This window comes from Microbispora oryzae, from assembly GCF_017896165.1.
In the GTDB taxonomy this organism is placed as follows: Bacteria; Actinomycetota; Actinomycetes; order Streptosporangiales; family Streptosporangiaceae; genus Microbispora; species Microbispora oryzae.
Map to the genome: position 1 here is coordinate 109,246 of NZ_JAFCNB010000011.1, position 21,862 is coordinate 131,107.

General features: G+C 67.2%; 25 protein-coding genes. 13 read left to right on the forward strand and 12 right to left on the reverse strand.

Annotated features, from left to right (window positions below; genetic code table 11):
* Positions 1–2: 2 nt before the first annotated feature.
* Both JOL79_RS35835 and JOL79_RS20580 read left to right on the forward strand, forming a co-directional pair.
* The gene (locus JOL79_RS35835; protein WP_372446794.1) at positions 3–179 is read left to right on the forward strand and encodes a helix-turn-helix domain-containing protein; all 177 of its coding nucleotides are present in this window, start codon (positions 3–5) and stop codon (positions 177–179) included.
* Complete coding sequence (locus JOL79_RS20580) at positions 104–706, forward strand: IS630 family transposase (protein ID WP_230985137.1); 603 nt, start codon at positions 104–106, stop codon at positions 704–706. The genes JOL79_RS35835 and JOL79_RS20580 overlap by 76 nt, the downstream gene beginning before the upstream one ends.
* 28 nt (positions 707–734) lie before the next feature.
* Here the strand turns inward: JOL79_RS20580 and JOL79_RS20585 are convergent, their stop codons facing one another.
* A complete protein-coding gene (locus JOL79_RS20585; protein ID WP_230985138.1) occupies positions 735–1,607 on the reverse strand; it encodes an SDR family oxidoreductase in 873 nt (290 codons plus the stop codon).
* Positions 1,608–1,751: 144 nt separating this feature from the next.
* Here JOL79_RS20585 and JOL79_RS20590 point away from each other — a divergent pair, with 144 nt between their 5' ends.
* Positions 1,752–2,156: a winged helix-turn-helix transcriptional regulator gene (locus tag JOL79_RS20590; protein WP_230985139.1), complete on the forward strand. Its 405-nt coding sequence runs from the start codon at positions 1,752–1,754 to the stop codon at positions 2,154–2,156.
* A 235-nt stretch (positions 2,157–2,391) separates the two neighbouring features.
* On the opposite strand, the gene JOL79_RS20595 is transcribed toward JOL79_RS20590, so the two are convergent.
* From JOL79_RS20595 to JOL79_RS20605, 3 genes are all read right to left on the reverse strand, one after another.
* Positions 2,392–3,045, reverse strand: coding sequence for a hypothetical protein (locus JOL79_RS20595; protein WP_210157493.1), 654 nt, complete (start codon positions 3,043–3,045; stop codon positions 2,392–2,394).
* Positions 3,046–3,913: 868 nt separating this feature from the next.
* On the reverse strand, positions 3,914–4,021 hold the full coding sequence (locus JOL79_RS35840; RefSeq protein WP_372446799.1) for a hypothetical protein: 108 nt from the start codon (positions 4,019–4,021) through the stop codon (positions 3,914–3,916).
* A gap of 138 nt (positions 4,022–4,159) precedes the next feature.
* Positions 4,160–5,014, reverse strand: a complete 855-nt coding sequence (locus tag JOL79_RS20605; RefSeq protein ID WP_210157495.1) for an NAD-dependent epimerase/dehydratase family protein — start codon at positions 5,012–5,014, stop codon at positions 4,160–4,162.
* A gap of 127 nt (positions 5,015–5,141) precedes the next feature.
* Between JOL79_RS20605 and JOL79_RS20610 the strand changes: the two genes are divergently transcribed.
* Complete coding sequence (locus tag JOL79_RS20610) at positions 5,142–5,972, forward strand: helix-turn-helix transcriptional regulator (protein ID WP_210157496.1); 831 nt, start codon at positions 5,142–5,144, stop codon at positions 5,970–5,972.
* Positions 5,973–6,193: 221 nt separating this feature from the next.
* On the opposite strand, the gene JOL79_RS20615 is transcribed toward JOL79_RS20610, so the two are convergent.
* Positions 6,194–6,874, reverse strand: coding sequence for a FadR/GntR family transcriptional regulator (locus JOL79_RS20615; RefSeq protein WP_210157497.1), 681 nt, complete (start codon positions 6,872–6,874; stop codon positions 6,194–6,196).
* A 41-nt stretch (positions 6,875–6,915) separates the two neighbouring features.
* Between JOL79_RS20615 and JOL79_RS20620 the strand changes: the two genes are divergently transcribed.
* Positions 6,916–8,172: an MFS transporter gene (locus tag JOL79_RS20620; RefSeq protein WP_307848638.1), complete on the forward strand. Its 1,257-nt coding sequence runs from the start codon at positions 6,916–6,918 to the stop codon at positions 8,170–8,172.
* Positions 8,173–8,321: 149 nt separating this feature from the next.
* On the opposite strand, the gene JOL79_RS20625 is transcribed toward JOL79_RS20620, so the two are convergent.
* Positions 8,322–8,492 (reverse strand): hypothetical protein, encoded by a 171-nt coding sequence (locus tag JOL79_RS20625; RefSeq protein ID WP_210157499.1) that lies wholly within the window; start codon positions 8,490–8,492, stop codon positions 8,322–8,324.
* Positions 8,493–8,862: 370 nt separating this feature from the next.
* Here JOL79_RS20625 and JOL79_RS20630 point away from each other — a divergent pair, with 370 nt between their 5' ends.
* Entirely contained in the window at positions 8,863–10,113 is a 1,251-nt protein-coding gene (locus tag JOL79_RS20630) for a hypothetical protein (protein WP_210157500.1), read from the forward strand.
* Positions 10,114–10,409: 296 nt separating this feature from the next.
* A complete protein-coding gene (locus JOL79_RS20635) occupies positions 10,410–10,766 on the forward strand; it encodes a helix-turn-helix domain-containing protein (RefSeq protein WP_210157501.1) in 357 nt (118 codons plus the stop codon).
* 27 nt (positions 10,767–10,793) lie between these two features.
* Here JOL79_RS20635 and JOL79_RS20640 read toward each other — a convergent pair whose 3' ends face one another.
* Both JOL79_RS20640 and JOL79_RS20645 read right to left on the reverse strand, forming a co-directional pair.
* Complete coding sequence (locus JOL79_RS20640) at positions 10,794–11,384, reverse strand: ClpP family protease (RefSeq protein ID WP_210157502.1); 591 nt, start codon at positions 11,382–11,384, stop codon at positions 10,794–10,796.
* Complete coding sequence (locus JOL79_RS20645) at positions 11,381–12,007, reverse strand: ClpP family protease (RefSeq protein WP_210157503.1); 627 nt, start codon at positions 12,005–12,007, stop codon at positions 11,381–11,383. Before JOL79_RS20645 ends, JOL79_RS20640 begins: the two co-directional genes overlap by 4 nt.
* A 431-nt stretch (positions 12,008–12,438) precedes the next feature.
* Here JOL79_RS20645 and JOL79_RS20650 point away from each other — a divergent pair, with 431 nt between their 5' ends.
* The gene (locus JOL79_RS20650) at positions 12,439–12,645 is read left to right on the forward strand and encodes a hypothetical protein (RefSeq protein ID WP_210157504.1); all 207 of its coding nucleotides are present in this window, start codon (positions 12,439–12,441) and stop codon (positions 12,643–12,645) included.
* A 137-nt stretch (positions 12,646–12,782) separates the two neighbouring features.
* Here JOL79_RS20650 and JOL79_RS20655 read toward each other — a convergent pair whose 3' ends face one another.
* Complete coding sequence (locus JOL79_RS20655; RefSeq protein WP_210157505.1) at positions 12,783–13,211, reverse strand: hypothetical protein; 429 nt, start codon at positions 13,209–13,211, stop codon at positions 12,783–12,785.
* 307 nt (positions 13,212–13,518) lie between these two features.
* Here JOL79_RS20655 and JOL79_RS20660 point away from each other — a divergent pair, with 307 nt between their 5' ends.
* Positions 13,519–14,475: a cyclase family protein gene (locus tag JOL79_RS20660; RefSeq protein ID WP_230985140.1), complete on the forward strand. Its 957-nt coding sequence runs from the start codon at positions 13,519–13,521 to the stop codon at positions 14,473–14,475.
* Positions 14,476–14,647: 172 nt separating this feature from the next.
* On the opposite strand, the gene JOL79_RS20665 is transcribed toward JOL79_RS20660, so the two are convergent.
* Together JOL79_RS20665 and JOL79_RS20670 are read right to left on the reverse strand one after the other, a co-directional pair.
* The gene (locus tag JOL79_RS20665; RefSeq protein ID WP_210157506.1) at positions 14,648–14,863 is read right to left on the reverse strand and encodes a hypothetical protein; all 216 of its coding nucleotides are present in this window, start codon (positions 14,861–14,863) and stop codon (positions 14,648–14,650) included.
* A 345-nt stretch (positions 14,864–15,208) separates the two neighbouring features.
* Positions 15,209–15,880: a type 1 periplasmic-binding domain-containing protein gene (locus JOL79_RS20670; protein ID WP_210157507.1), complete on the reverse strand. Its 672-nt coding sequence runs from the start codon at positions 15,878–15,880 to the stop codon at positions 15,209–15,211.
* A gap of 220 nt (positions 15,881–16,100) precedes the next feature.
* On the opposite strand from JOL79_RS20670, the gene JOL79_RS20675 reads away from it, so the two are divergent.
* From JOL79_RS20675 to JOL79_RS20690, 4 genes are all read left to right on the forward strand, one after another.
* Positions 16,101–17,267: a HupE/UreJ family protein gene (locus JOL79_RS20675; RefSeq protein ID WP_210157508.1), complete on the forward strand. Its 1,167-nt coding sequence runs from the start codon at positions 16,101–16,103 to the stop codon at positions 17,265–17,267.
* 113 nt (positions 17,268–17,380) lie between these two features.
* Positions 17,381–18,910, forward strand: coding sequence for a purple acid phosphatase family protein (locus JOL79_RS20680; RefSeq protein ID WP_210157509.1), 1,530 nt, complete (start codon positions 17,381–17,383; stop codon positions 18,908–18,910).
* Between the two features lie 133 nt (positions 18,911–19,043).
* On the forward strand, positions 19,044–20,069 hold the full coding sequence (locus JOL79_RS20685; RefSeq protein ID WP_210157510.1) for a WxL protein peptidoglycan domain-containing protein: 1,026 nt from the start codon (positions 19,044–19,046) through the stop codon (positions 20,067–20,069).
* A gap of 43 nt (positions 20,070–20,112) precedes the next feature.
* On the forward strand, positions 20,113–20,859 hold the full coding sequence (locus tag JOL79_RS20690; RefSeq protein ID WP_210157511.1) for a phosphotransferase family protein: 747 nt from the start codon (positions 20,113–20,115) through the stop codon (positions 20,857–20,859).
* A gap of 64 nt (positions 20,860–20,923) precedes the next feature.
* On the opposite strand, the gene JOL79_RS20695 is transcribed toward JOL79_RS20690, so the two are convergent.
* Entirely contained in the window at positions 20,924–21,829 is a 906-nt protein-coding gene (locus JOL79_RS20695; RefSeq protein WP_210157512.1) for an SDR family NAD(P)-dependent oxidoreductase, read from the reverse strand.
* Positions 21,830–21,862 lie beyond the last annotated feature (33 nt).

The window sequence follows — 21,862 nt, forward strand, 5'->3', positions numbered from 1 at the left end:
GCGTGCGGAAACTGCTGGCGCGTAACGGCTGGTCCTGGCAGGTCCCGGCCCGACGGGCCATGGAGCGGGACGACGGGGTGGTGGCCGGGTGGGTCAAGGAGGTATGGCCCTGCGCGGAAGACTCGCGGCGGCCCGTGGAGCCTGGCTCGTCTTCGAGGACGAAGCCGGATTCTCCATGACGCCGCCGCACGCGAGGACCTGGTCACAGCGCGGCCGGACCCCGGTGGTGCGGGTCCGCGGCCGCTCCCGCAGACGGATCTCCATCGCCGCGCTGACCTGCTACAAATCCGGTCGCCGCTCCAGGCTCATCTACCGGCCCCGCCATGACGACGGCCGTCGCGATGGGCGCAAGAGCTTCTCCTGGCGCGACTACCGGGACCTGTTGATCGCAGCACACCAGCAGCTCGGTGGCCCGATCGTTCTCGTCTGGGACAACCTCAACGTCCACAAGGCCGCCGACCTGCAAAAGTTCGCCGAGGCCCGGGACTGGCTGACCATCTACTATCTGCCGCCCTACGCACCCGACCTCAACCCAGTCGAGGGGATCTGGTCCCTCCTGCGACGCGGCTGGCTCTCCAACGTCGCCTTCAGTACCCCTGAACACCTCGTCCAGCGCATCCGGCGCGGCCTACGGCACATCCAGTACCGCAGCGAACTCATAGACGGCTGCCTCGCCGAGACCGGCCTGGCAATCAGACCCACCTGAGCAACCCGGCCACATCACGAGTTCAACCTCAGTAATGCAGGGCGGCCGCGAGTGCCTCGGCCAGGGTCACGGGCGGGCGGCCGATCAGGCGGCGCAAGTCGCCAGAGTCGGTGTACATCTCGCCGCGGTTCATACCGCGGTCAGCGTCAGCGAGGACCTCCGCCAGCTCGGCGGGTAGGCCGGCGGCGTCCAGTACCTGGGCGAAGTCGGCCACCGGGAGGTCAGCGTAGGTAACCTGCTTTCCGGCCGCAGCGGAGATCGCGGCGGCGAGCTCAGTCAGGGTGAAGGATTCGTCGCCGCCGAGCTCGTACACGGCGCCGGTGTGGCCTTCAGTGGTGAGGACGACCGCTGCGGCCTCGGCGTAGTCGGCGCGGGACGCGGCGCTGATCCGCCCCTCGCCTGCGGCGCCGACGACCGCGCCGTTCTGCAGGATCTGCGGCAGTTGGCTGGTGTAGTTCTCCAAGTACCAGCCGTTGCGCAGCAGCACGCTGGGGATTCCGCGGTCCCGCAGATACGCCTCGGTCTCGCTGTGCGTGGCACCGATGACGGTGGTGGCCGTGTCCGCGTGCGTCGTGCTCGTGTACGCCACTAGCGACACGCCTGCGGATGCCGCGGCGTCGATCACGCGGCGGTGGTTGGCGACCCGCTCGCCCACGGGGACCGAGGCCGAGATCAGCAGCAGCCTGTCCGCCCCCGCGAATGCCTGGGCCAGGCCGTCCGTGTCCGCGAAGTCGGCGCGGCGTACTGTGATGCCTCGGTCGGCCAAATCCTTGATCCCGGCGATGTCCCGGCCGGTCGCGATGATGTCCGCGGCCGGAATCCCGCGCCGCAGCAGTGCCTCGACGGTGAGCCTGCCCAGCTGGCCGGTGGCTCCAGTGACGACGATCGGCATGATGGTCATTCCTTCCTTCCGCGCGTGCCTCGCACGCCTGCCGCGGTCCGTCCGCCGCGGGATAGAACACAGAATGACCTGGACACTCTCTGTTGGGGAGTAGCCACTTCTTGGTAGGGTACTTACCGCCGCGAAAGTATTGAGGTGAGCCGTATGGCTGCTGTCGAGAATGTGACCGGGCCCATGCCGTCATTCGATCCGTACGAGCGCGGCTGCCCGTCGCGGGACCTGCTCGACCAGATCGGCAGCAAGTGGGCGGTCCTCGTGCTGGGCGAACTCGGCCGGAACGGGACCTCCCGGTTCGGTCATCTCCGGCAGGCGCTGGCGGGCGTGAGCGAGAAGATGCTCACCCAGACGCTGCGCACCCTCGAACGCGACGGGCTGGTCAGCCGGACCGTCTACCCAGAGGTGCCGCCGCACGTGGAGTATGAGCTGACCGCGCTCGGCCAGACGCTACGGGAACCGCTGAAGGCGCTCACGGAGTGGTCCGTGCTGCACATCGAAGAAGTCATCACCGCCCGCGAAGAGTACGACGACCGCTTTGAGCGCACCAGGTAATCAGCGGCGGCCAGCGGTCTGGTCATAGACGGCCGCCTCGCCGAGACCGGCCCGACAGTCAGACCCACCTAAGCCACCCGGCGGCCAGCCGCCGTATGTGCTTGGGGGCGATCGCAGATCCAGGGTTCGTTCCTCACCCCGGCTCACCGAGCAGCGTGGTGATCAGCGTTCATCGCTCTCGCCGCCGCGATTATCTGCTGGCGACGCCTCCTCTCCTGATCCTCCTGTTAGGACCTCACTCTGGGATGGGACCCGAAAACACCAGATAGGGATGTTCCACATCCAGCCACTGGCGGTCCAGCCTCACCCCTGTGGCCAGCTCGATGGCCGTCAGGAAACCTGCCCTCCAGTCCCAGCGGTCGTCTCTCCCCAGGAAGTCTTCGTCCACGTAGTCGAGGAAGAACTCGCTCATCGCCGTCAGTTCAGGCCACGACGCCAGGTTCGGGTGATCCTCAGGACGTCCTGGGAACAATCCGTTGATTGATACAAGGACTTCGCCGTTCACGGTGAGGGACAAGCGGTTCACGGAGTTGACGTTCCACCAGGCGCTGTAGACCCGGGCATTCGACGACAGCCGCCGGAGCGCTCCGCTCGAATACCCGAGGTGGTCGAGCCCATACAAGACGACCGCCGCACCGGATCGGTCCACGACCGTGCACGGGCCCTGGCGGCGCAAGGGGAGGTTCACGAAGTGTGGCTTCACCACTTCGCGCAGCGCATAGCTGGTTCCTCCGCCCAGCCGCGTGCTCACCTCAGGCAAGGAAAGAGAGTCCAGGCTGTCGTGGGGAACCACGACCGCCCAGCAGGCCGCCACATCCAACTCTGGCTCACCGACCAGCCGTTGATAGTGTCCGAACACCTCGTCGGTCGAGGGGCGTCGGATATCCACGTGATGGTCCTCTCCGACTCATTGGTGAGAAGTGGACGATGATCCTTACATGAGTGCGGAACCCCCGAGCACCGCGGCGGGCAATATGTTCATGTCCGCCTCGGGATCCCTCATTGTGGCGGGACCTCTTTAGGCGCAAAACTGGATCTTGTATAGCTCAATCCGGGCGATTGCGTTGGGGAAGCCGGGCTCCTGCTCGGTACGAAGGACCTTGGTGGCCACACGTGTGGACCAGGTCGTATCACCTTGACCCAGGTCGAACTCCGTATCGTGCGGATAGCAAGCTGCCCAAGCTTCTACACCGATCAGTTCGGACTTCAGCAAGAGCCGCCCGGACCACAGCTCTTCCCAGTCATCCACAGGTGGCGGCCCGGCCCACCGCTCGAACCGGTTGTCGACCGTATGCACATACCCGTCGGAATATGCCGTCTCGATGATGAGCCCGTCGTACCCTGCCGTATCCTCGTCCGTGGCTCCAATCGTCCCATCATCCGATGCCCACTAGTCGGCCGTCGATAACGTTGGCGACGGCGAAGAGTCCGTACTCGGGTCTCACCGCGTCTGTGAGTGAGCGAAGAGGCTGCTCATAGTCTCTCCCTTTCCCAGTGCATGTCATCGGAGCCGCGGCTCAAGACCATGATCGTCGTGCCATTAGCGTGCCATTAAGGGCGGTCAGCAGGGGGTACTCACGGTCACTCGCGGACTGCTGCTCGCCCAGGTCGGAGCCATTTATCCTGCCTGGGCTTTGATCATTGGTCGGCCTTCGCGCTCTGCCAAGCCGTCGCGTGCCCATGCCGCTCTTGAGTTGTCCTCGCGCGAGTCTGTCGAGCGCTTGGCCACCTGGTGCCGTCGCTCGTCCACCGCGTGCTCATCCTGCTCTGAGGAACTGTTCGAAGGCTTCTCTGGCCAGCGCCGACACGCTCTTGCCCTCCTGCTCGGCACGGATCTTCGCGCGTTCACGCAACTCCTCCGGCAGTCTGGCCGGCGGCTACGAGGAGGACGGGGTGGACCAGGGGGCGCCCGTGCTGGCGGCCAGGGTGTTGCCGGTGTGCCGCAGAACAGTGGGGTGTACAGGGACACATCACCCTCGGCGGAGCCCTCAGTCGCGGGCCGGTTACAGCACTCCCGCGTCTCGTGCCGTCCATACCGACGGGACCAGAGGGCGGTAGCCCAGTTCGTGACGGATGCGAGTCGTCGACATCACGCTGTGCCACGGATCCGGGGCGTCCTTGTCGTAGGCGTCCTGCGGCACCGGCAGCCCCTGGAACTGGAAGAGATCGACCATGGTGACCGGGGCATCGTCGGCGATGTTGTAGACGCCGTGTGCCCCGGGCGCGTACAGCAGCCGCCGCAGGCCCTGCGCCACATCCATGTGGTGGCCCATGTGCAGGCGCTGCATGGCGGGCCAGTTCAGCGCCCACTCCATCACATTGGCCAGATGCGGGTCCCCGTCGCCGTACACGAACGGCAACCGTCCGATGCGCAGGTCATCGAGGCCGTCCAACGCCCTGAGCGCACGCTCGGCCTCCCACTTGGACTCGGGGTAGGCGCCCCACAGATGATCGCCCGGCACCGTCTCGTCGCTCTCGACCAGCGCTCTGCCCCGCCCCGTGCCGTACACGAGACCGGTGCTGACCTGAACGAACCGCCGCACGCCGGAAGCCACCGCGGCCCGGCCGAGCTCGATGGCCGCGTCCCGGTTGACCGCCCGCGCCTCCTCATCCGGCACCCCGCGGAAGGCGGCGGCGACGTTCACCACCGCGTCCACACCGGCCGTCGCTTTGCCGAGCACCTCCGCGTCACGCAGATCGCCAACCAGCACCTGGGCGCCGAGCTCCGCGAACCGCTCGCCGCGCGCCGCGTCCCGCACCAGGACCCGTACCTCATCGCCGGGCGCCGCGCTCTGCAACAGCCGCGGCACGAACCGCCGCCCGACCTGGCCCGTCGCTCCTGTCACCAAAGTCAGCATGGCCGCCTCCTCATCGTCGTAGCCACCTTTGAAGCGTGCGGGAAGGATGGGAGTAGCGGAAGAGAAGCGGTCATCCAGGGACCGGCGCGCCCTGGATACAAGCCCGGGAGCGGAGGATCCTCAAACAGTGGACCGTACCGAACTCGCCGACTTCCTGCGCCGCGCCCGCACCCGCCTGGCCCCCTCCGACGTGGGCCTGAACACGGGTCCGCGGCGCCGCACCCCGGGCCTGCGCCGCGAGGAGGTGGCGCAGCTCACCGGGATGTCCACGGACTACTACACGCGGCTGGAACAGCGCCGCGGCTCCCACCCGTCGCGGCAGATGCTCGCCGCTCTCGCCCGCGCCCTGCGGCTCACGGACGTGGAGCGCGACCACCTGTTCCACCTGGCGGGCCAGGAGCCGCCCCGGCCCGGCGGCTCCTCAGACCACGTCCGCCCGGGGCTACTGCTGATCCTGGACCGGCTGCACGACCTCCCGGCGTCGGTGCTGAGCGACTGGGGCCAGATGCTCGCACAGAACACCATGTCAGTGGCCCTGACCGGCGACCATGTAGGGGCGAATATGATCCGCCGCTGGTTCATAGTGCCGGGAGCACGGGACCTGGCCCCAACCGAGAACCACGAGGAGCATGCCCGCGCGCACGTAGCAAGCCTGCGTGCAGTCACTGCGGCACGCCCCGACGACCCGGGCCCGGCCGCCCTGGTGGCCGAACTCCGCGCTGCGTCAAATGAGTTCGAGGAACTCTGGGAGTCGCATGACGTCGTGGTGCGCCGTCCGTCACCGAAGCGTTTCCTGCACCCCATGGTCGGTGTCCTCGACCTCGACTGCGAGGTGCTGCTCAGCGACGGCCACAGCCAGCAACTCGTCGTGCACTCGGCGCGGCCGGGCACCGAGACGTACCAGCGGCTCGAACTACTGCGAGTCGTCGGCCTCCAGGATCTGACCCCCAGCTCCTAGGAGAGGCATGGTGCCGGGCCGATACCCGCTCATGCGGCGTGTCGGATGTTGTGGGGCCGGGACTCGCGTTGCCCGAGATCAACTTCGGTCGCCCGTTCGGTGGGTGCCGCGCGATGTCCAGGTCTTCGGCCGAGACGGGGAAGCCGATCGGGAGTGATCGCCATGTTTACGTAGGTGTAGGAGGCGCCTGCCATCACGCTACCCCGCGACCGTTGCGTGGGTCAGCGCATGAAGGGTGTGAAGATGGCAACCACCTTCGTGGCAGCACGGTCGGCGTCCCCGTCCGCGATCGCCTCGACCAGCTCGTGGTGGTGGCGGTGCGCCGCGTCGTCGTCCTCGCTCTTCTCGTCGCGCATGTGGGCAGCGAAGATGTCGAGCATGCTGGAGTACAGCTTGACGTAGAGAGGGTTGTGCGTCGCTGCCACGATCGCGCGGTGCAGGGCGAGGTCTGCGCTCGCTCGCAGGTCGAGATCATCGGCCGACCAGCTCGCTTCTCGACGGTCGCGCAACTCGCGCAGCAGCTCGACGTCGGCATCTGAGCGGTTCAATGCGGCCAGTGACGCTGCAGCGCTGTCCAGGGCAAGGCGTAGTTCCAGGTAGTGGCGACGGGTGCCACCGGCGAGCTGACGTTCAAGAGTGCCTGTCAGCTCGGAGCTGGAGATGACGAAGGTGCCGCGGCCCTGCTCACGGCGCAGCAGACCTGCGTGCACCAGCGACTGCAGCGCCTCGCGCACCGTGTTCCGGCCGATCCCGAACTCCGACACCAGTGCGGCCTCGGTCGGTATCCGCTCACCGACCGGCCAGCGTCCAGAGACCACCTCCTCGCGGAAGCGCTCGGCGGCCTGGCCGATGAGTCCCACTCGACGCATCGGCTGTCGCGTGTCAGACTCTTCGGAACTCATCCCATAATCCCATCATCTGCTGACGTTCACCGGAGTATAACGTGACATCGCCCCCCTCATCGCTCGTTTCGTTACACCGTGGGCGTCTGACCTTGTGGGCCGGGCTCGCCATCGCCCTGACAGCAATCAACCTGCGAACGGCCGTGACCGGGTTCACTCCGCTCCTGGAGATCATTGGATCCGATCTCGGCTTCGGGGTGACGCTGGCCGGCCTGCTCGGCACTGTGCCAGCGGCCTCCTTCGCCATCTTCGGGTTTCTCGCCCCAGCGGTGACGAGGAAGTTCGGACTTGAGCGCACGGCCACTGTGGCGCTGGGCCTGACGGCTCTGTCGCTCCTGGTGCGCGCCTTCTCTCCGACGCCCTTGTTGCTGGTCCTCTCGACCGTGCTGGCACTCGCCGGAATCGGGGCCGCGAACGTCGTAGTCGTTCCGTTGGTGAAGGCCTGGTTCGCCCATCGACTGGCCCTGGCGACCTCGCTTTACCTGATCCTCATGCAGGCGGGCCAGTTCATCGCCCCGCTCCTCGCGGTCCCGGTGGCAGAAGCGGCGACGTGGCGGCTCTCGGTAGGTATCTGGGCGGGACCGGCCGCTGTGGCGGGTGTGGTCTGGCTCGTCCTGGCAATCAGACTGCCCGCCGAGCACCACGCGCCCGCGGCTGTGACGTCGACCGATGCGGGACCGAGGATCAGCCGATCGTCAACCGTCTGGGGCCTGGTGATCCTCTTCGCGATGTTGTCGCTGTCCAACTACGGGATCATCACCTGGGTTCCGGCAGTGCTCACCGACGCAGGAGGAGGAGCGGCCCTGGGCGGCTCCATGGTCGCGCTGTACTCGTCATGGGGCATGCTCGCGGCCTTGGTGGTTCCACACCTGGCCACGCGCATGACGAACCCGTTCGTCGTGGTCGTCGGGTGCGCGATCTTCCTGGTAGTGGGATATCTGGGCCTGCTCCTGTCCCCGCTCGGCGGGACGCTGATGTGGATGTGCGCGCTGGGAATCGGGGTGAGCACCTTCCCGCTCTGCATGACCCTCATCAACCGTCGAACCAAGAGCCCGCAGACAGCCTCTGCCGTGTCGGGCTTCGTGCAAGGCATCGGCTATGGGCTGGCGTGCTTCGGCCCGATCGGTTTGGGCCTGCTGCGCGAGGCGACCGGATCATGGTCGATCCCGATCCTGGTGCTCGCCGCGACCGCCATCCCAGGGGTGATCGCCGGCTGGTTCGCCTGCCGTCCTCGCTTCGTGGAGGACTCTGCGCCAGAGCCGACGAAACGCGACGCCGACCAGCAGTTGCGACGATAAGAGTCACGCTGCCGCCCACACGGCCAGCGTGTGATGGCCTTAGATCAGCCGACAGGTTCCGATCTCGTCCTCCTCTCTGCTTGAGTGTCCCGTCCTGGGCGTTCGCAGCTACGAGGAGGACGGAAGCGGAGCAGGGCCTGCGTGGGTCCTCAGGCCGGTTTGTGGGTGGCCAGAAACGGCAGCACATGGGGAAGCACATCCGTGGACCTGTCCCAGCCGCCCTTATGATCCGCATCGGGAACGGAGAAGAAGCCGAATCCGGTGTCGGCGGCGAAACTCTGCATCGGCTCGTGCCAGGGATCGGCTGTTCCCGCGTACATCAGAATCGGGAGGCCGGATGCCGTGAGTTCGGTGTGCGGGCCTGCTCTCGGGAGAAGGCGTTGTAGTTGGCGCGGAACGCGCCTGGGTCGCCGGAGTCGATCAGGGCGGCCTACCCGGACGCACCGCCCCGGGTGGAGTACGCCACCACACCATTGATCGACGAAATCCGTGAGCCTTGGGAAGCGCTGTCGTCTTGGGCCCGCCACGCCGCGCCCGCCATCACCGCCGCCCGACAGGCATACGACGAAAACCACCGCCAGGCCTGAAGGGAAAGAGGTCAGGGTCGAAGCGGGCGCGGCTTGGATTGTCAGTGCAATGGGCCATACTCCGCCAAACCAGGATGATCACCAACAAGGCGAAGGCGTTGACATGGCACAGTTGCTGCGGAGGCTCGACGACGAGGTCTACGTCGAGTACAACACCTTCGGGCTGGACGGCACCGACCTGCCGGAGTGGAGTTCCCCGACCGACGAGATCTACCACTTCGTCGCGGCCGTGCGGCTGGAGTCCTGGGACGCCGAGCCCGGGCCCGCGGATGCCTCGTGGACGCCGGTCAGTTCGACGACGTTCGTCGCGGAGAGTGGCGTGGTCGCGATCCTCTCGATGATGGAGGGCAAGGGCCATGACTTCCTGATCGGGCCGCCGCGTTTCGAGTACGGCGTGGACATGCACCTGCGTGAGCCCGAGCCGGGCGACGGTCATGCCACAGGTGAGTGCGAGGAGGCATGGCTGCTGAGGTTCTGGCCGATCCGGGATGTCTTCGACCCGATCATGCACGCGGCGCCGTTCTCCTATATCGCGCGCGGGGTTCTGTACTACTCGATCGACCTCGAGCCCGAGCAGCTCATGCAACCGCCGGCGCGGCGGGAGGTGCCGGTGCCGGTCTCGGCGGTGGCGGACTGGGCGTCGCTGCGCACGTACCCGGACCTGGACACCTTTGACGGCTGGCTGCGTAGGGTGCGCCGCAAGGCCGAGGGCAGAGGCGTCACCGTTCACGAGTTGCTGCGCGCGTCGGGGGTGGACATCGAGGACGGCGTGGACCTCACCCCGGCCTCCTGCACACCGCCGCGCGCGCGTGCGGGGCGGTTCGAGGATCCGCTGATCGACAGTTACTACGCCGAGCAGGCGCGGCGGGGCTCGTTGTCCGGGCAAGACCTAGGCGAGGATCGGCTGCGCGAGTACGCCGACGGCGAGCGCATCGCCAAGGAGTTGTGCCGCAGCGGCACCCTGACGTTCTCTGTGCCCGTCGAAGGCCGCGGCGCCCTGTATGTACCACCGGGTGTCAGCCGCCGCGTGTGGCGGTGGGAGGACGACATGCTCGGCGGCGAGCTCATGGACGGCGGGCTGACGGTGGATCGGCAGGTTCTGGCCAGGAACCCGTGGACCAGACAGATCCTTGTCTCCGGCATCGTAACGATCCTGCGCCGCGATCATGATAGGCGCGGCTGGGGCGACACCGTCTGGTACGTGGTCCGCGATGCCGAGCCGCACGAGGCGGCTAGGGTTCTGTGCGCGGAGGCCACCTGGGAGGAGGACCCGGATCAGCGCCGGGCCTTGGACGAGGTGGCCAGGGAGAAGCTGATCGACCTTCGGGCCACCTACAGGAGCCGGGAGAAGTGAGGGCCGGCCTCGTCGCGCGGTGAGGGCGCGGCCGGGTCGGCGACTGATGGGTGACAAGAGGCCTCCGGTGTTGGCCGTGCCAGGGGAGCTGCATCGCCACGCGCGGGTGGACGTCGAGGGTGACGAGCGGGGACGCGCAGGTCTTGGGTCGGTGTGCACGTGCACCTCACGGACCTTCTCCCCTGGCACAGGCGTTGGCGAAGCCGCGCCGGAAGTTCCGTGGCTCCCCCGGCCGGATGATTCCGCTCTGCGCGGATCGGGCTGAACTAGAACGGGCCATCTACCTAAGGTGAGGCATGGCCTCTTCTGTCCCGCCGCTACGTCCGGCGACCGATCGGACCAGCTCCAAGCCGTCTCCGGCTCGCGAGCCGCTGTGGCGGCACGCGCTCGGTGAGTGTCTCAGAGGCCTTCGTCACGAGCGGGGCGAGAAGTTGAGCGAGACGGCACGTCGCGCCGGAGTCTCGCCGCAGTATCTTTCCGAGATGGAACGAGGCGTCAAAGAGCCGTCGAGCGAAATGATCGCTGCGGTCGCCGGTGCGCTGGATGTGACCCTGGTCGATCTGACCCTTGCCGTCGTCGAGACCTTGCGTTCTGCTCAGAGCGGCACGTCGAGAGGTGCTACCTGTTCGGCCGCGTATGCTCTGGCCGCCTAGCGTGGCTTGCCGGGATTGTCCACTGGCCTATGAACGCTCCTCGATGATCTGATCGAGGAGTCCGTACTCCAGGGCCGCGGTCGCGGTGAACACGCGATCGTGATCGGTGTCGGCGCGTAGGGTCTCGATCGTCTGGCCGGTATGCCGTGACAGTATGCGCTCGATGTCTGCTCGGACACGGACGACCTCGTCGGCTTGCAAGATGAGATCAGGGATCGCTCCGCGTCCCTGAGCAGCCGGTTGGTGCAGGATCACTCGTGCGTGCGGGAGAGCGGCACGTTTTCCTTCGGCGCCCGCGGCGAGAAGGACGGCGCCCACCGCGACGGCCTGTCCAACGCAGGTTGTCGAAATCCGCGGGCGGATATAGCGCATGGTGTCATAGATCGCGAGCATCGCGCTCGGATCCCCGCCTTCGCAGTTGATATAGAACTGTATTTCGGCATCGGGGTTGTCCGACTCCAGAAAAATCAGTTGCGCGATCAACGCGTTCGCGACGCCCGCGTCGATTGCGGTGCCCAGATAGATGATTCGCTCGGTGAGCAGGTGCGAGTAGACGTCCATGATCCGCTCGCCACGAGAGTTCTGAGCGATGACGTTCGGAATTGTGTATGTGCTCACTGGTTGACTCCTTCGGTGACGCCGAACCCGAGCCGTAGGCGATTGCGTGGCGCGATTTCGTCGAAATTCTGCACGATCGCATCTATGAAGCCGTAATCCAGTGCCTCTTGCGCTGTGTACCAGCGATCGTGCAGGGAATCCTCGAATATGCGCTCGACGGGCTGCCCTGTGTCTTCGGCGATAAGCCCGAGGACCGTGTCGCGAGTATGCCGAAGGTCGCCGGCCTGAAGTTCGATGTCGACTGCGGTGCCACCGATTCCCGCCGAGCCCTGGTGCATCAGGACACGTGCGTGCGGCAGGGCGCGGCGCTTCCCTCGGGCCCCTGATGACAGCAAGAATTGGCCGGCACTGTAAGCAATGCCCAGCACAAGGGTCGATACGTCACAGGGAATCAGCCGAATGATGTCGCGGATCGCAAGCATCGAGGGAACCGACCCGCCCGGCGAGTGAATCCACAATGCGATATCCGTCGACGCGTCCTGCGTGGCGAGTGCTATCAGCTGCGTGGCCAGCAGTGTCCCGTTGTCATCGTCGAGAGGGCCGTCGAGAACGAGAACACGCTGGTCGTAGAGGTCGCGCCTTACCCGCGCATTGAACAGTGGAAGATTCGATTCTCCGCTCATGCCTCCATCATGTGAGGCGATCCGAATCGGCGTCGACACGATCCGCTTGGGGCAGATCTGCTCTGAGCAGCGGGAACTCGGTTTCCGGTCCGGTTCGGAGCATTGCGGCCGGGAGTCGAGTGGGGCGAGCGCGTCGGCGGGAGCCTCTGCGCGCCGCGCGGTGAAGATCAGATCAAGGCGTTGCCACCGTCGGAGCGCTATGACGTGGGTGCTATGCGGCCCACTGTCGACGCCGTACCCTCCGCTCATGACCAACCTCGGACTCCTCGACGCATGGAGCCTCTGGCTGGACGGCCAATCCACAATCGGCCACACCCTCTACGGCATCCCCATGATCTGGATAGGCCGAGCCGGCAAGATCCTCCCCCTATGTCTTCAACTTCCTCCTCATGGGCCTGGTCTTCGCGATCATCGCAGTGACACTGCGGATCATGCACATACCACTGGACACACCCTGGCACTTCGCCGGACTGCCGCTGCTCGTCCTCCTTGTCCTAGGAGTCCCAGCAACAGCCATGCTGTTGGGGCCAAGACTCCTCGGGTGGCTTTTCGGCAAGCCCAGTTTCGCTACGGCCGTACGAATCCTGTCCCTGGCGGGATTGATCATCGGCTTCCACTTCGACCTGCTCGCCTCCTAGCTATCAGGCCCGGATATGCCGCGTTGACTTCGGCGCACTTTTGCGTACGCCCGCGTGAAGGATCCCTCGGTCGCAGTCGAACGGCCCATGGGAGGGCCGGCCACCTCGCCGAGCGAGGCGGCCGGCCCCGTTCCGAGTCAGGCCGGAATCTGCTTCTCGTACCAGGTGTAGTAGATGTAGGTGCTGTCGGGCCCGGTCAACGTGCCGTAGACCTGCCAGAAGCTGTTGGCGCCAATCGAGTAGCGGAAGACCTTGTCCCCGGGCCGGTCATCCACGAACGTGCTCTGCGACCCGTTGGAAAAGGTCCGTACCTCGATTGTGAATGTCGAGGTGTCCGGGATGTCGAGGCAGACCTCGTACGTGTACGCCAACGGACCGCCGATGTGGTAGCTGTAGCCGTCCACCGCCGGCCGCTCGATATTGGTGGGGACGTAGCTGTTCAGAACCCGTGTGTACCCGCCCGTGGAGCAGTCGATTGCGGGGGTGGCCGCGGCCGCGGGGCTGATGCCGGTGAGCGTGGCGCCGAGCACGCCGGTGGCGACGAGAACGGAGATGGTGCGCTTCATGCCTCTCCTCATCCGTGCGGTGACTCCTCCAACCAGTAGTTGAAGGCTGAACTGATTTTGACTCGATCACCGCATCTGGACAAGCCTCGGGTAAAGAATCGGTGGATGCCCTAGTCAAGCGCGGGCACGCTCAGTCCTTCATCGATGAACCGGACTGTTCACGGTGAAAGCGCGCGTTGGTGGACGCGATCCTCTAGGTGGCGCGCATCGGATGGCCGTGGCGGCGACTGCCGACCGACTTTTCGAGGGCGGGATAGCCTGCCTTCGGCGTGCCTCGAACCGCGTGACCGGAGGAGTCGATGCTGGGATGACGGCAGGGCGACCGATGCCCACACAGGACGACGTGCTGGGATACTTCAACACGCTGTCGAACTGGGGACGGTGGGGAGACGACGACGAGCTCGGCACTCTGAACCACATCACCGACGACGTCCGGCTGGCGGCGGCGCGGGCCGTGCGCCACGGCAGGAGCGTGTCGTGCGCATGGGAGGTCGCCGTACCGGAAGACATGGAGCGGTCGACGACGACGTGCCCGTGCGCCGCCGACATGCCGGGTGCCGAGAACATGCCGGTGCCCGCATTCCACCAGGACCGGCGCTGGGGCTTTTCGTCCGAGCGGCTCGGCATCACCTTCCACGGCAACACCCTCACCCACGTCGACTCGCCGTGCCACATCTTCTGGGACGGCACGATGTACAACGGGCGGTCGCACTCGTTGGTCGACGCCGCGACCGGATCGGCGTGGGCGGCCGTCACGGCGGCGGCGAACGGGATCATCACGCGTGGTGTCCTGCTGGACATCGCGAGGGCCCGCGGTGTGCCGTGGTTGGAACCTGGAGAGGGTGTGTTTCCCGACGACCTCGAGGAGGCGGAGCGTCGCCAGGGTGTGCGGGTGCGATCCGGCGACGCGGTACTCCTGCGGACCGGCTACGGCCGCTTCCGGCACGAGGCCGGTGCGGCCGGCGGTTTCACGCAGGCCGGCTGGCACGCGTCCTGCCTGCCGTGGCTGCATGAACGGGAGGTCGCGCTGATCGGCGCCGACACCCCGCAGGACGTTCAGCCGTCAGGGTACGAAGACGTGTTGATGCCGGTTCACGCCGTGAGCCTCGTCGCGATGGGTCTGTGGCTGCTCGACAACTGCGACCTGGAGGTGTGCGCGACGACGGCTGCCGAGCTCGGCCAGTGGGACTTCCACCTCGCAGTCGCGCCGGTCCGCTTCGCCGGTACGTCCGGCAGCCCGGTCAACCCGATCGCCACATTCTGACCGCGGGACTCGCGCCCAACGGCGTCGGCACCCTTCACCGTCTTGGAGCCGATCAGCCCTGCGCTGTGCCGCGGACTGTCTTACGCCTGGGGCTCCGGCGGTTCGGCCGCCGGAGCCCTTGTCCCTGCTGCGGGGAGCGAATGCTTCATCCGCAGGCCGTCATGGCGGATTTCTAATAGGAACAGCCTCTGTCGCAGCAGTTGCCGGCGACGTAGAGGTCCCAGTAGAGGTCGTCCATATCCGAGCAGCGGTCGTTGCCGAAGCGGTTTCCGAAGAAGTCGCTGGGGGCGGTGGTCGCGCTCGCCGCCGTGGCGCTCACGGCGAGAGCGCCGCCGGCAAGCGCGGTGCCAAGTGCGAGTCCGGCGATGACCTTCTTGAGCTTGGGCATTATGTGTCCCCTCTCTAAAGGATCAAGTGCCTGATTTGCACGATATGCCCGATTATCAAGGAATATCGCTTTATGACCGTTCGGCGGTCGTCACCCGCGATGCCAATGATTTCCAGCCCGAATGAGCGATAAACGGCGATCTACACTGTTTGATGCCTTATTGTTCACATAAGGCCAGATGCATGTCATTTATGACGCTTTTATCCCATGATGTCCGGTTCTCTGATCCGCTTCGGTGCCATCTCCAGTGGGAGAGCCGAAGGACTGCGAACTGCGCCCCGTGCTGACCGGCCCGCAGTAGGCGACGGTACGGGGACGGGAGCCAGGCGAAAGCCGCTCGACCGGTCAGTCCAGCCAGATGACGATGCCGGTCCGGCCGTTGAGCACAGCCGCGACACCCGCCCGTATGGCGCGGTCGGCGCGCTCCGGCGTGAAGGTGGCCGGATCGTACGCGGACGACATGCCGAGTCCCTCGCCACGGAACGAGGCGCCGGTCCAGTCGGCGGCGGTGACGTTCTCCGTGGGCTCGGCCAGTTCGGCGCCGACCACGAGGAACTGCTGGGCGAGGTGGCTGGCGGTGACCAGGGCCAGGGGGTCGATGAGGTCGTTGCCCGCGCTGATGATGAGGTCGGGTGCCATGTCGATCGCCCGGACGATGCTCGGAACGTACTGGTCGGGGGCCGTGGCTTCGATGGTCCTGATGCTGACGTCCTGCTCCTCGGCCCACTTCGTCACGGCGTTCACCAGCGTCGTCGTCTGCGCCTCCTTCCCCGCGGTGAGCAGCACCACGCGGTAGCCCTCCGACGGGCGGACCCCGTTCCAGGAGCCGGTGCGCGGCGTGATCGTGGCCTCCGGGGCGGGTGACTCCGCCGGCCAGAACCCGGGGCCGAGGCTGCCGACGGCGCTGGGCTTCGGGTGCGGCCGGGACCAGTCGTCGCCTGAGCCGCATCCGCTGACCAGTGCGGCGGTCGTGACTGCCGCGGCCAGCGCGCCGACGGCCAGAAGTCGGGGGCGCATGGGGATCGTCCTTCGAGGTGGCGGGAAGTGCGCCTACTTCCTACCTCAACGCTTCCGGTCCGCGGGGCGCGGGCCGGACCGACCAGGGGTTCGATTGTCACTGTTTGCCGGTGAGCTGCCGTTCGTTCATCTCTGTCCAGCAGATTTCGGTAGCCAAACCGGAAAAGGAGTCACATTGTTCCCCGCCGCTCGGCGTCGTGCCTGTGCTGTCATCGCCGCCGTGGCTGTAGCCGTTCTGCTCAGCGCCATGCCTGCTCTCGCCCACGGATTCAGCTCGACCGTGTACGCCGACCTCAGCTCGCCCGGAACCGGGCACGTCCAGGCCCGGCTGGAGTTGGAGTACGACCTGCTGGTCGTCTCCGCCGCCGACTACGAGAAGGACGATCCGCTCTTCCAGACCGGCAACGCGGCGTTCGAGGCGGGCGACACGCCGGAGCAGAAGGCCGCGCTCGACGCCCACGCGAACTCGGTCGTCGCGTACGTCACGAAGCACTTCGGCGTGACGGCACAGGGCAGGGCGTGCACCCCGGTCCGGGACGGCGGCTTCGGCATCGTGCGACGCGAAGGAGTGCCGTATGCCGTGGTGGTCCTCGACTACCGGTGTGCGGAGCCGGCCGAGGCGCACGAGGTGCGCAGCGGGGTGTTCCCGGACTCCGAGGGATATGTGCGCGGCACCAAGACGATCGTGACGTACGACCTCGACCTGAGGTCCGGCAGCACCGCCCTCGACACGCAGCACCCCTCGTTCTCCACCCGGCAGTCGTGGACCGAGCGGTTCTGGGAGTTCTTCCGGCTCGGCGCCGAGCACCTGCTCACGGGTCTCGACCACATCCTGTTCCTGCTGGCGCTCATCGCGGGATCACGGCGCCTGCGGGAGATCGTGCTGGCGGCGACGACCTTCACGCTCGCCCACTCGGTGACCTTCATCCTCGCCGCCCTCGGCCTCGTGCAGGTGCCCGCGTCGTTCGTGGAGCCTGTCATCGCCCTCTCGATCGCGGTCGTGGCCGGCTGGCACCTGTGGCGTCTGTGGCGACGCCGGTCGCACGCCACAGACCTGGAAACGGCCGGCCACGGCCACCTGAGCCTCGACCGCGCGGGCTGGACGCGGCTCGCGGTGGTCTTCTGCTTCGGCCTCGTGCACGGACTCGGCTTCGCCTCGGCCCTGGGGATCGAACAGGCCTGGTCCTGGCGGCTCCTGTGGTCCCTGCTGGTGTTCAACGTGGGCATCGAGGTCGTGCAGCTGTCGATCATCGCCGCCGTCTTCCCGCTGCTCGCCCTGCTGCGCCGCCGCCGTCCGGTCGCCGGACTGTGGGCGACCGGGGCGACCGCGGCGGGGGTGTCCGTGATGGGCCTGGTGTGGTTCGTCCAGCGGGTTCTCGGGCTCTGAGATCACAACTTCTGACTAGCGCTACGGTCCGCCCACCTGACGTTCACCTCCAGGACTCCCAGCTTCGGAACCTTTACAAAGCACTTATTTCCCCTCAAATGGACGGAAACCCGATGAAGTTCCATAACCGGACACAGGGCCGCGGGCCTGTTCGGCAGCGGGTAGCTGTGGGCGCCGCCGCGTTGGCCATGGGCGTCACCGCCGTGTTCGGCAGCGGCCTGATGGCGGCTCACGCCGACGCGGCGACCGCCAGCGGCATCATCCTGGGCGTGGGCGCCACCGAGGCGCAGCGCGTTGTGTCCTGGTACTCCTCGGCCGGCACCGCGCAGGTGGTCCAGGTCGCCCCGGCCTCCCAGGTGCGCAACGGCGAGTTCCCCAAGAACGCCGTCACCATCTCGGCCACGGTCACCGCGAACAAGGTCAACGGTGGCTTCAACGGCCACGCCGTCATCGACGGCCTGAAGCAGAACACCTCGTACTCCTACCGGGTGGGCACCGAGGGCGCCTGGTCCTCGACCTACTCGTTCACGACCCAGAACTTCAACGGGAACAGCTTCGACTTCCTGTTCTTCGGCGACCCGCAGATCGGTTCGTCGGGCGACGTCGCGAAGGACGGCGCCGGCTGGGCGGACACCCTCAACGTCGCCACCGCGGCCGACCCGAAGGCCGAGCTCCTGGTCTCCGGCGGCGACCAGATCGACAGCGCCAACAACGAGACGCAGTGGAACGCGTTCCTCGCGTCGGACAAGCTGCGTTCGTACCCGTGGGCCGCCACCATCGGCAACCACGACGTCGGCGGCAAGGCGTACGAGCAGCACTTCTGGACGCCGAACACCGACCGTTCCGCGCCGTACTACAACGGCGACGTGAACACCCGCTCGGGCGGTGACTACTGGTTCATGTACAAGAGCGTGCTGTTCATCGACATCAACAGCAACGCCTACGCCAACGGCGCCGACGCCGCGCACATCGGTTACATCACCGACGTGATCAAGAACCACGGTGCCAAGGCCAAGCACACGGTGCTCGTCTACCACCACTCGATCTACTCGCCGGCCGACCACGCCAACGACGGCGACAACAAGCTGCGCCGCCAGGACTTCCCGACCGCCTTCTCCAAGCTCGGCGTCGACCTGGTCCTGCAGGGCCACGACCACAGCTACTCGCGTAGCTACGTCATCAAGAACGGCAAGAAGGCCGACCCGGCCGAGCAGCCCGGTGCCGCCGCGGTCGCCGAGGGTCCCGGTGGCGTCATCTACGTGACGGCGAACTCCGCGTCGGGTTCGAAGTACTACGACATCACCGCTCCGGACGTCACCAAGGACCCGAACTACGGCCCCGACCCGCTCAACCCCAAGAGCCACTGGGCCAACTCGGTGCAGAACCAGGAGCACGTCCGCACCTACGTCAAAGTCCAGGTGCGCGGCGAGAAGCTCGTCGTCGAGAACATCCGCAGCGGCACCTGCGCCGCCCCCAACGCCGCCGTGGAGCTGGGCAGGGATTCCTGGTGCGGCCCGAACGACGGCAAGGACGCCGCTCTGCCGGTCGGCTCCAGGGTCGACAGTGTCGTGATCCACACCAACAGCGGCAGGGCCGAGGAGCAGGAGCAGGCCACGGCCGATGCCGCCGCGTGGCTCCAGTAGCCGACCGAGGCGGTGCCGGGACCCTCAGGCGCGCACCGCGCTGAGCTGATCGGCCCCTCTCACCTGGTGGGGTGGGCACCGTCCGGGGCCCACCCCACCATCCGTGTTTTCATATCCAGCCGAGGATCACCAGATGCCCAGACCGCGTAAGACAACGGCAGCGCTCGCCCAGGCCACCGCCGTGGTGCTGCTCACCGCGCTCGGCCTTCTCACCGCAGGGGCGGGGCCCGCCGCGGCGGCGGATGGTGCCGGCTCCTGGACGGTCGCGACGGCGTCCAACGACTTCGGGTCCGGCCGGCAGAACTACAGCTACACCATCAATCCGGGCGAGCAGGTCGAGGACGGCCTCGTGGTCGCCAACCACGGCACCACGCCGCTGCGCCTCGCCGTGTACGCCGCCGACGGGTTCACCGACAAGGGGGGCCGGCTCGACCTGCTCACCCAGGACGTGAAGTCGACGCGGGTGGGCGCGTGGGTTCACCCGGGCGGTCGCGACGTGACGGTCCCGCCGGGAAAGTCGGCCGAGGTGCCGTTCACGGTCACCCTTCCGGCCGACGCCGCCCCCGGCGAATACCTGGGCGGCATCGTCACCGCCCCGGCGCAGGCCGCCGGAACCGACCGTCTCGGCATCCGGATCCGGCTGCGCGTGGGCGGTGAACTCAAGCCGGGCCTGTCGGTGGAGAACCTGAACGTGCGCTACTCGGGCCCGTCGAATCCGTTCGGTGCGGGCGACGCCACCGTCACGTACACGATCCGCAACACGGGCAACGCGATCCTCACCGCACGGCAGGCGGTGTCGGTGTCCGGTCCCTTCGGACGCTCGGAAGTACGCGCGGGGGGCATCGGCGACACGCCCCAGCTCCTCCCGGGCGAGACCTGGAAGGTCTCCGTGCCGGTGCACGGAGTGGCTCCCCTGCTCAGACTGACGGGGACGGTGACCCTGCTCCCGCTGCTCACCGACTCGGCGAACTCGGTCGCCCCGCTCGCCGTCGTCGAAACGGCGGCGCACACGTGGACCGCGTCCTGGCTGATCCTGCTTGTCTTCGTTGTCTGTGCGCTTATGGTCGCGGCTCTGGCCATCCGCCGCCGCCGTCCCGGGCACCGCGAGGGCGCCGACATCCCTGAGGTCGCCAATTCGGCCGCGCGATCGCATGCGTAAACCCGGTGACGCCGGCGATCATCCCCGGGATACTGGGTCGCCCATGGATGAGGTCGAACTGGTCGTCGCCCATTCCGAGCGGGCGACCCTGCGCGTCGGCGACATGTTCCTGAAGGTGGACGCCGATCAGGCGCGCATCGACGTGGAGGTCGAGGCGATGGCCCTGGCGCCGGTCCCGACCCCGAAGGTCCTGTGGCACAAGCCGCACGTGCTCGCGATCGCCGCGGTCCCGGGGACGGCGCTCGGCCGCCTCGGCGAGCCGTCGACCGCGTCTCCGGCGGCGTGGGCCGCGGCGGGCGCCGCCATCAGGAAGCTGCACGACGCGCCGTTGCCGCCCCGGCCTGGCCGGGCCGGCCGGGGCACCGACGAGTTGGCGGCCGAACTCGACGGCGAGTGCGAGTGGCTCGTGACGAACGGCGTCCTGCCCGCCGGCCTGGTCACCCGCAACCGCCAGGTCGCCGAGGCCGCGTTCCGGCCGTGGGCTCCGGTGTTCACGCACGGCGACCTGCAGATCGGTCACGTGTTCGTCGACGGCGACGAGATCACGGGCATCATCGACTGGTCCGAGGCGGGCCGAGGTGATGCCCTGTTCGACCTCGCCATCCTGACGCTCGGACATGAGGAGCGTCTCGGCGACGTCGTCGCCGGCTATGGCACCGACGTCGACCTCGACGTGATCCGCGCGTGGTGGTCGTTGCGGAGCCTGCTGGTGGTTCGCTGGCTGGCCGAGCACGGCTTCGACCCGTTCGCGCCGGGCTGTGAGATCGACGTGCTGAGATCCCGGATGTAAGGCTGCGCGGGCCCGGAGCGCACGAGCGCGATGCCCGACAGGACCTTCCGGTTGTCCAGGCGTTCTAAGAGCCCAGTTTGTCGGCCGGGCCGTTTCTGGCGAGGCGACGCATGATCCCGGGGGTGACCCTCCACAGTGCGTGGGCCAGTTTGGCGTCAAGCCCGACCGAGACCAGCGGCGGGTTCTTCCGCACCGCCCTCAGAATCGCCGCCGCCACCGTCTCGGGCGGTAGTGCCTTGAGGTATTGCTTGGTCATCCGGGCGCGCGCCAGGGCCTGCTCCTCCGGGCTGCGGCCGACGAACCGCGTCGTCTCGGTGATCGGTGTCCTGATTCGCCCGGGACAGACCACCGTCACTCCGACCCCATGGTTCGCCATCTCTCCGCGCAGGCATTCGGAGAACATGACTACTGCCGACTTCGTCGCCGCGTAGGCGGACAGTGAGCGGGACGGGGCGAAGGCCGCGGCCGAGGCCACGTTGACGATGTGCCCGGATCCACGCTCGGCCATCGCGGGTGCGAAGGACTGGGCGCCGTGAACCACGCCGAACAAGTTGACTCCGACGATCCGCGCCCAGTCGTCGGCCGTGGTCTCGAGGAAGGGCCCGGACATGCCGATACCAGCGTTGCTGACCAGCACGTCGGGCACGCCGAAATCCCGTAGGACCTCCATAGCGAACCACTCCACCCACTCGGCGTCGGAAACGTCCATCCGGTAGCCGCACACGCCATCATCGGTCGGTTTGGTCAGATCGGTCCCGATCACACGGGCGCCGGCGGCGGCGAAGGCACGTGCGGTGGCCTTCCCGATGCCGCTCGCCGCGCCGGTCACGACCACCAGCTTGCCCTCCACGGTCGGGATTGTAGGCACGCAGGGCACCGGGCCGTCAGAGATCCGCGGTTTCGCCTGTCTGGATATAGGTGATTCCTGGCCGTACGGAGGCGGCGGCACGTGTGGGTCGGCGAGCAGCATGGAAGTCGGACATACGGCCACGTAGCCGACACG

What these genes read in the sequence shown, in the direction of transcription:
- JOL79_RS20580 (WP_230985137.1), top strand. Translation starts at nt 104, where the DNA reads ATGGCCCTGCGCGGAAGACTCGCGGCGGCCCGTGGAGCCTGGCTCGTC.
- JOL79_RS20585 (WP_230985138.1), bottom strand. Translation starts at nt 1,607, where the DNA reads ATGACCATCATGCCGATCGTCGTCACTGGAGCCACCGGCCAGCTGGGC.
- JOL79_RS20590 (WP_230985139.1), top strand. Translation starts at nt 1,752, where the DNA reads ATGGCTGCTGTCGAGAATGTGACCGGGCCCATGCCGTCATTCGATCCG.
- JOL79_RS20605 (WP_210157495.1), bottom strand. Translation starts at nt 5,014, where the DNA reads ATGCTGACTTTGGTGACAGGAGCGACGGGCCAGGTCGGGCGGCGGTTC.
- JOL79_RS20615 (WP_210157497.1), bottom strand. Translation starts at nt 6,874, where the DNA reads ATGAGTTCCGAAGAGTCTGACACGCGACAGCCGATGCGTCGAGTGGGA.
- JOL79_RS20625 (WP_210157499.1), bottom strand. Translation starts at nt 8,492, where the DNA reads ATGTACGCGGGAACAGCCGATCCCTGGCACGAGCCGATGCAGAGTTTC.
- JOL79_RS20630 (WP_210157500.1), top strand. Translation starts at nt 8,863, where the DNA reads ATGGCACAGTTGCTGCGGAGGCTCGACGACGAGGTCTACGTCGAGTAC.
- JOL79_RS20635 (WP_210157501.1), top strand. Translation starts at nt 10,410, where the DNA reads ATGGCCTCTTCTGTCCCGCCGCTACGTCCGGCGACCGATCGGACCAGC.
- JOL79_RS20645 (WP_210157503.1), bottom strand. Translation starts at nt 12,007, where the DNA reads ATGAGCGGAGAATCGAATCTTCCACTGTTCAATGCGCGGGTAAGGCGC.
- JOL79_RS20650 (WP_210157504.1), top strand. Translation starts at nt 12,439, where the DNA reads ATGCACATACCACTGGACACACCCTGGCACTTCGCCGGACTGCCGCTG.
- JOL79_RS20655 (WP_210157505.1), bottom strand. Translation starts at nt 13,211, where the DNA reads ATGAAGCGCACCATCTCCGTTCTCGTCGCCACCGGCGTGCTCGGCGCC.
- JOL79_RS20660 (WP_230985140.1), top strand. Translation starts at nt 13,519, where the DNA reads ATGACGGCAGGGCGACCGATGCCCACACAGGACGACGTGCTGGGATAC.
- JOL79_RS20665 (WP_210157506.1), bottom strand. Translation starts at nt 14,863, where the DNA reads ATGCCCAAGCTCAAGAAGGTCATCGCCGGACTCGCACTTGGCACCGCG.
- JOL79_RS20670 (WP_210157507.1), bottom strand. Translation starts at nt 15,880, where the DNA reads ATGCGCCCCCGACTTCTGGCCGTCGGCGCGCTGGCCGCGGCAGTCACG.
- JOL79_RS20680 (WP_210157509.1), top strand. Translation starts at nt 17,381, where the DNA reads ATGAAGTTCCATAACCGGACACAGGGCCGCGGGCCTGTTCGGCAGCGG.
- JOL79_RS20685 (WP_210157510.1), top strand. Translation starts at nt 19,044, where the DNA reads ATGCCCAGACCGCGTAAGACAACGGCAGCGCTCGCCCAGGCCACCGCC.
- JOL79_RS20690 (WP_210157511.1), top strand. Translation starts at nt 20,113, where the DNA reads ATGGATGAGGTCGAACTGGTCGTCGCCCATTCCGAGCGGGCGACCCTG.
- JOL79_RS20695 (WP_210157512.1), bottom strand. Translation starts at nt 21,829, where the DNA reads ATGCTGCTCGCCGACCCACACGTGCCGCCGCCTCCGTACGGCCAGGAA.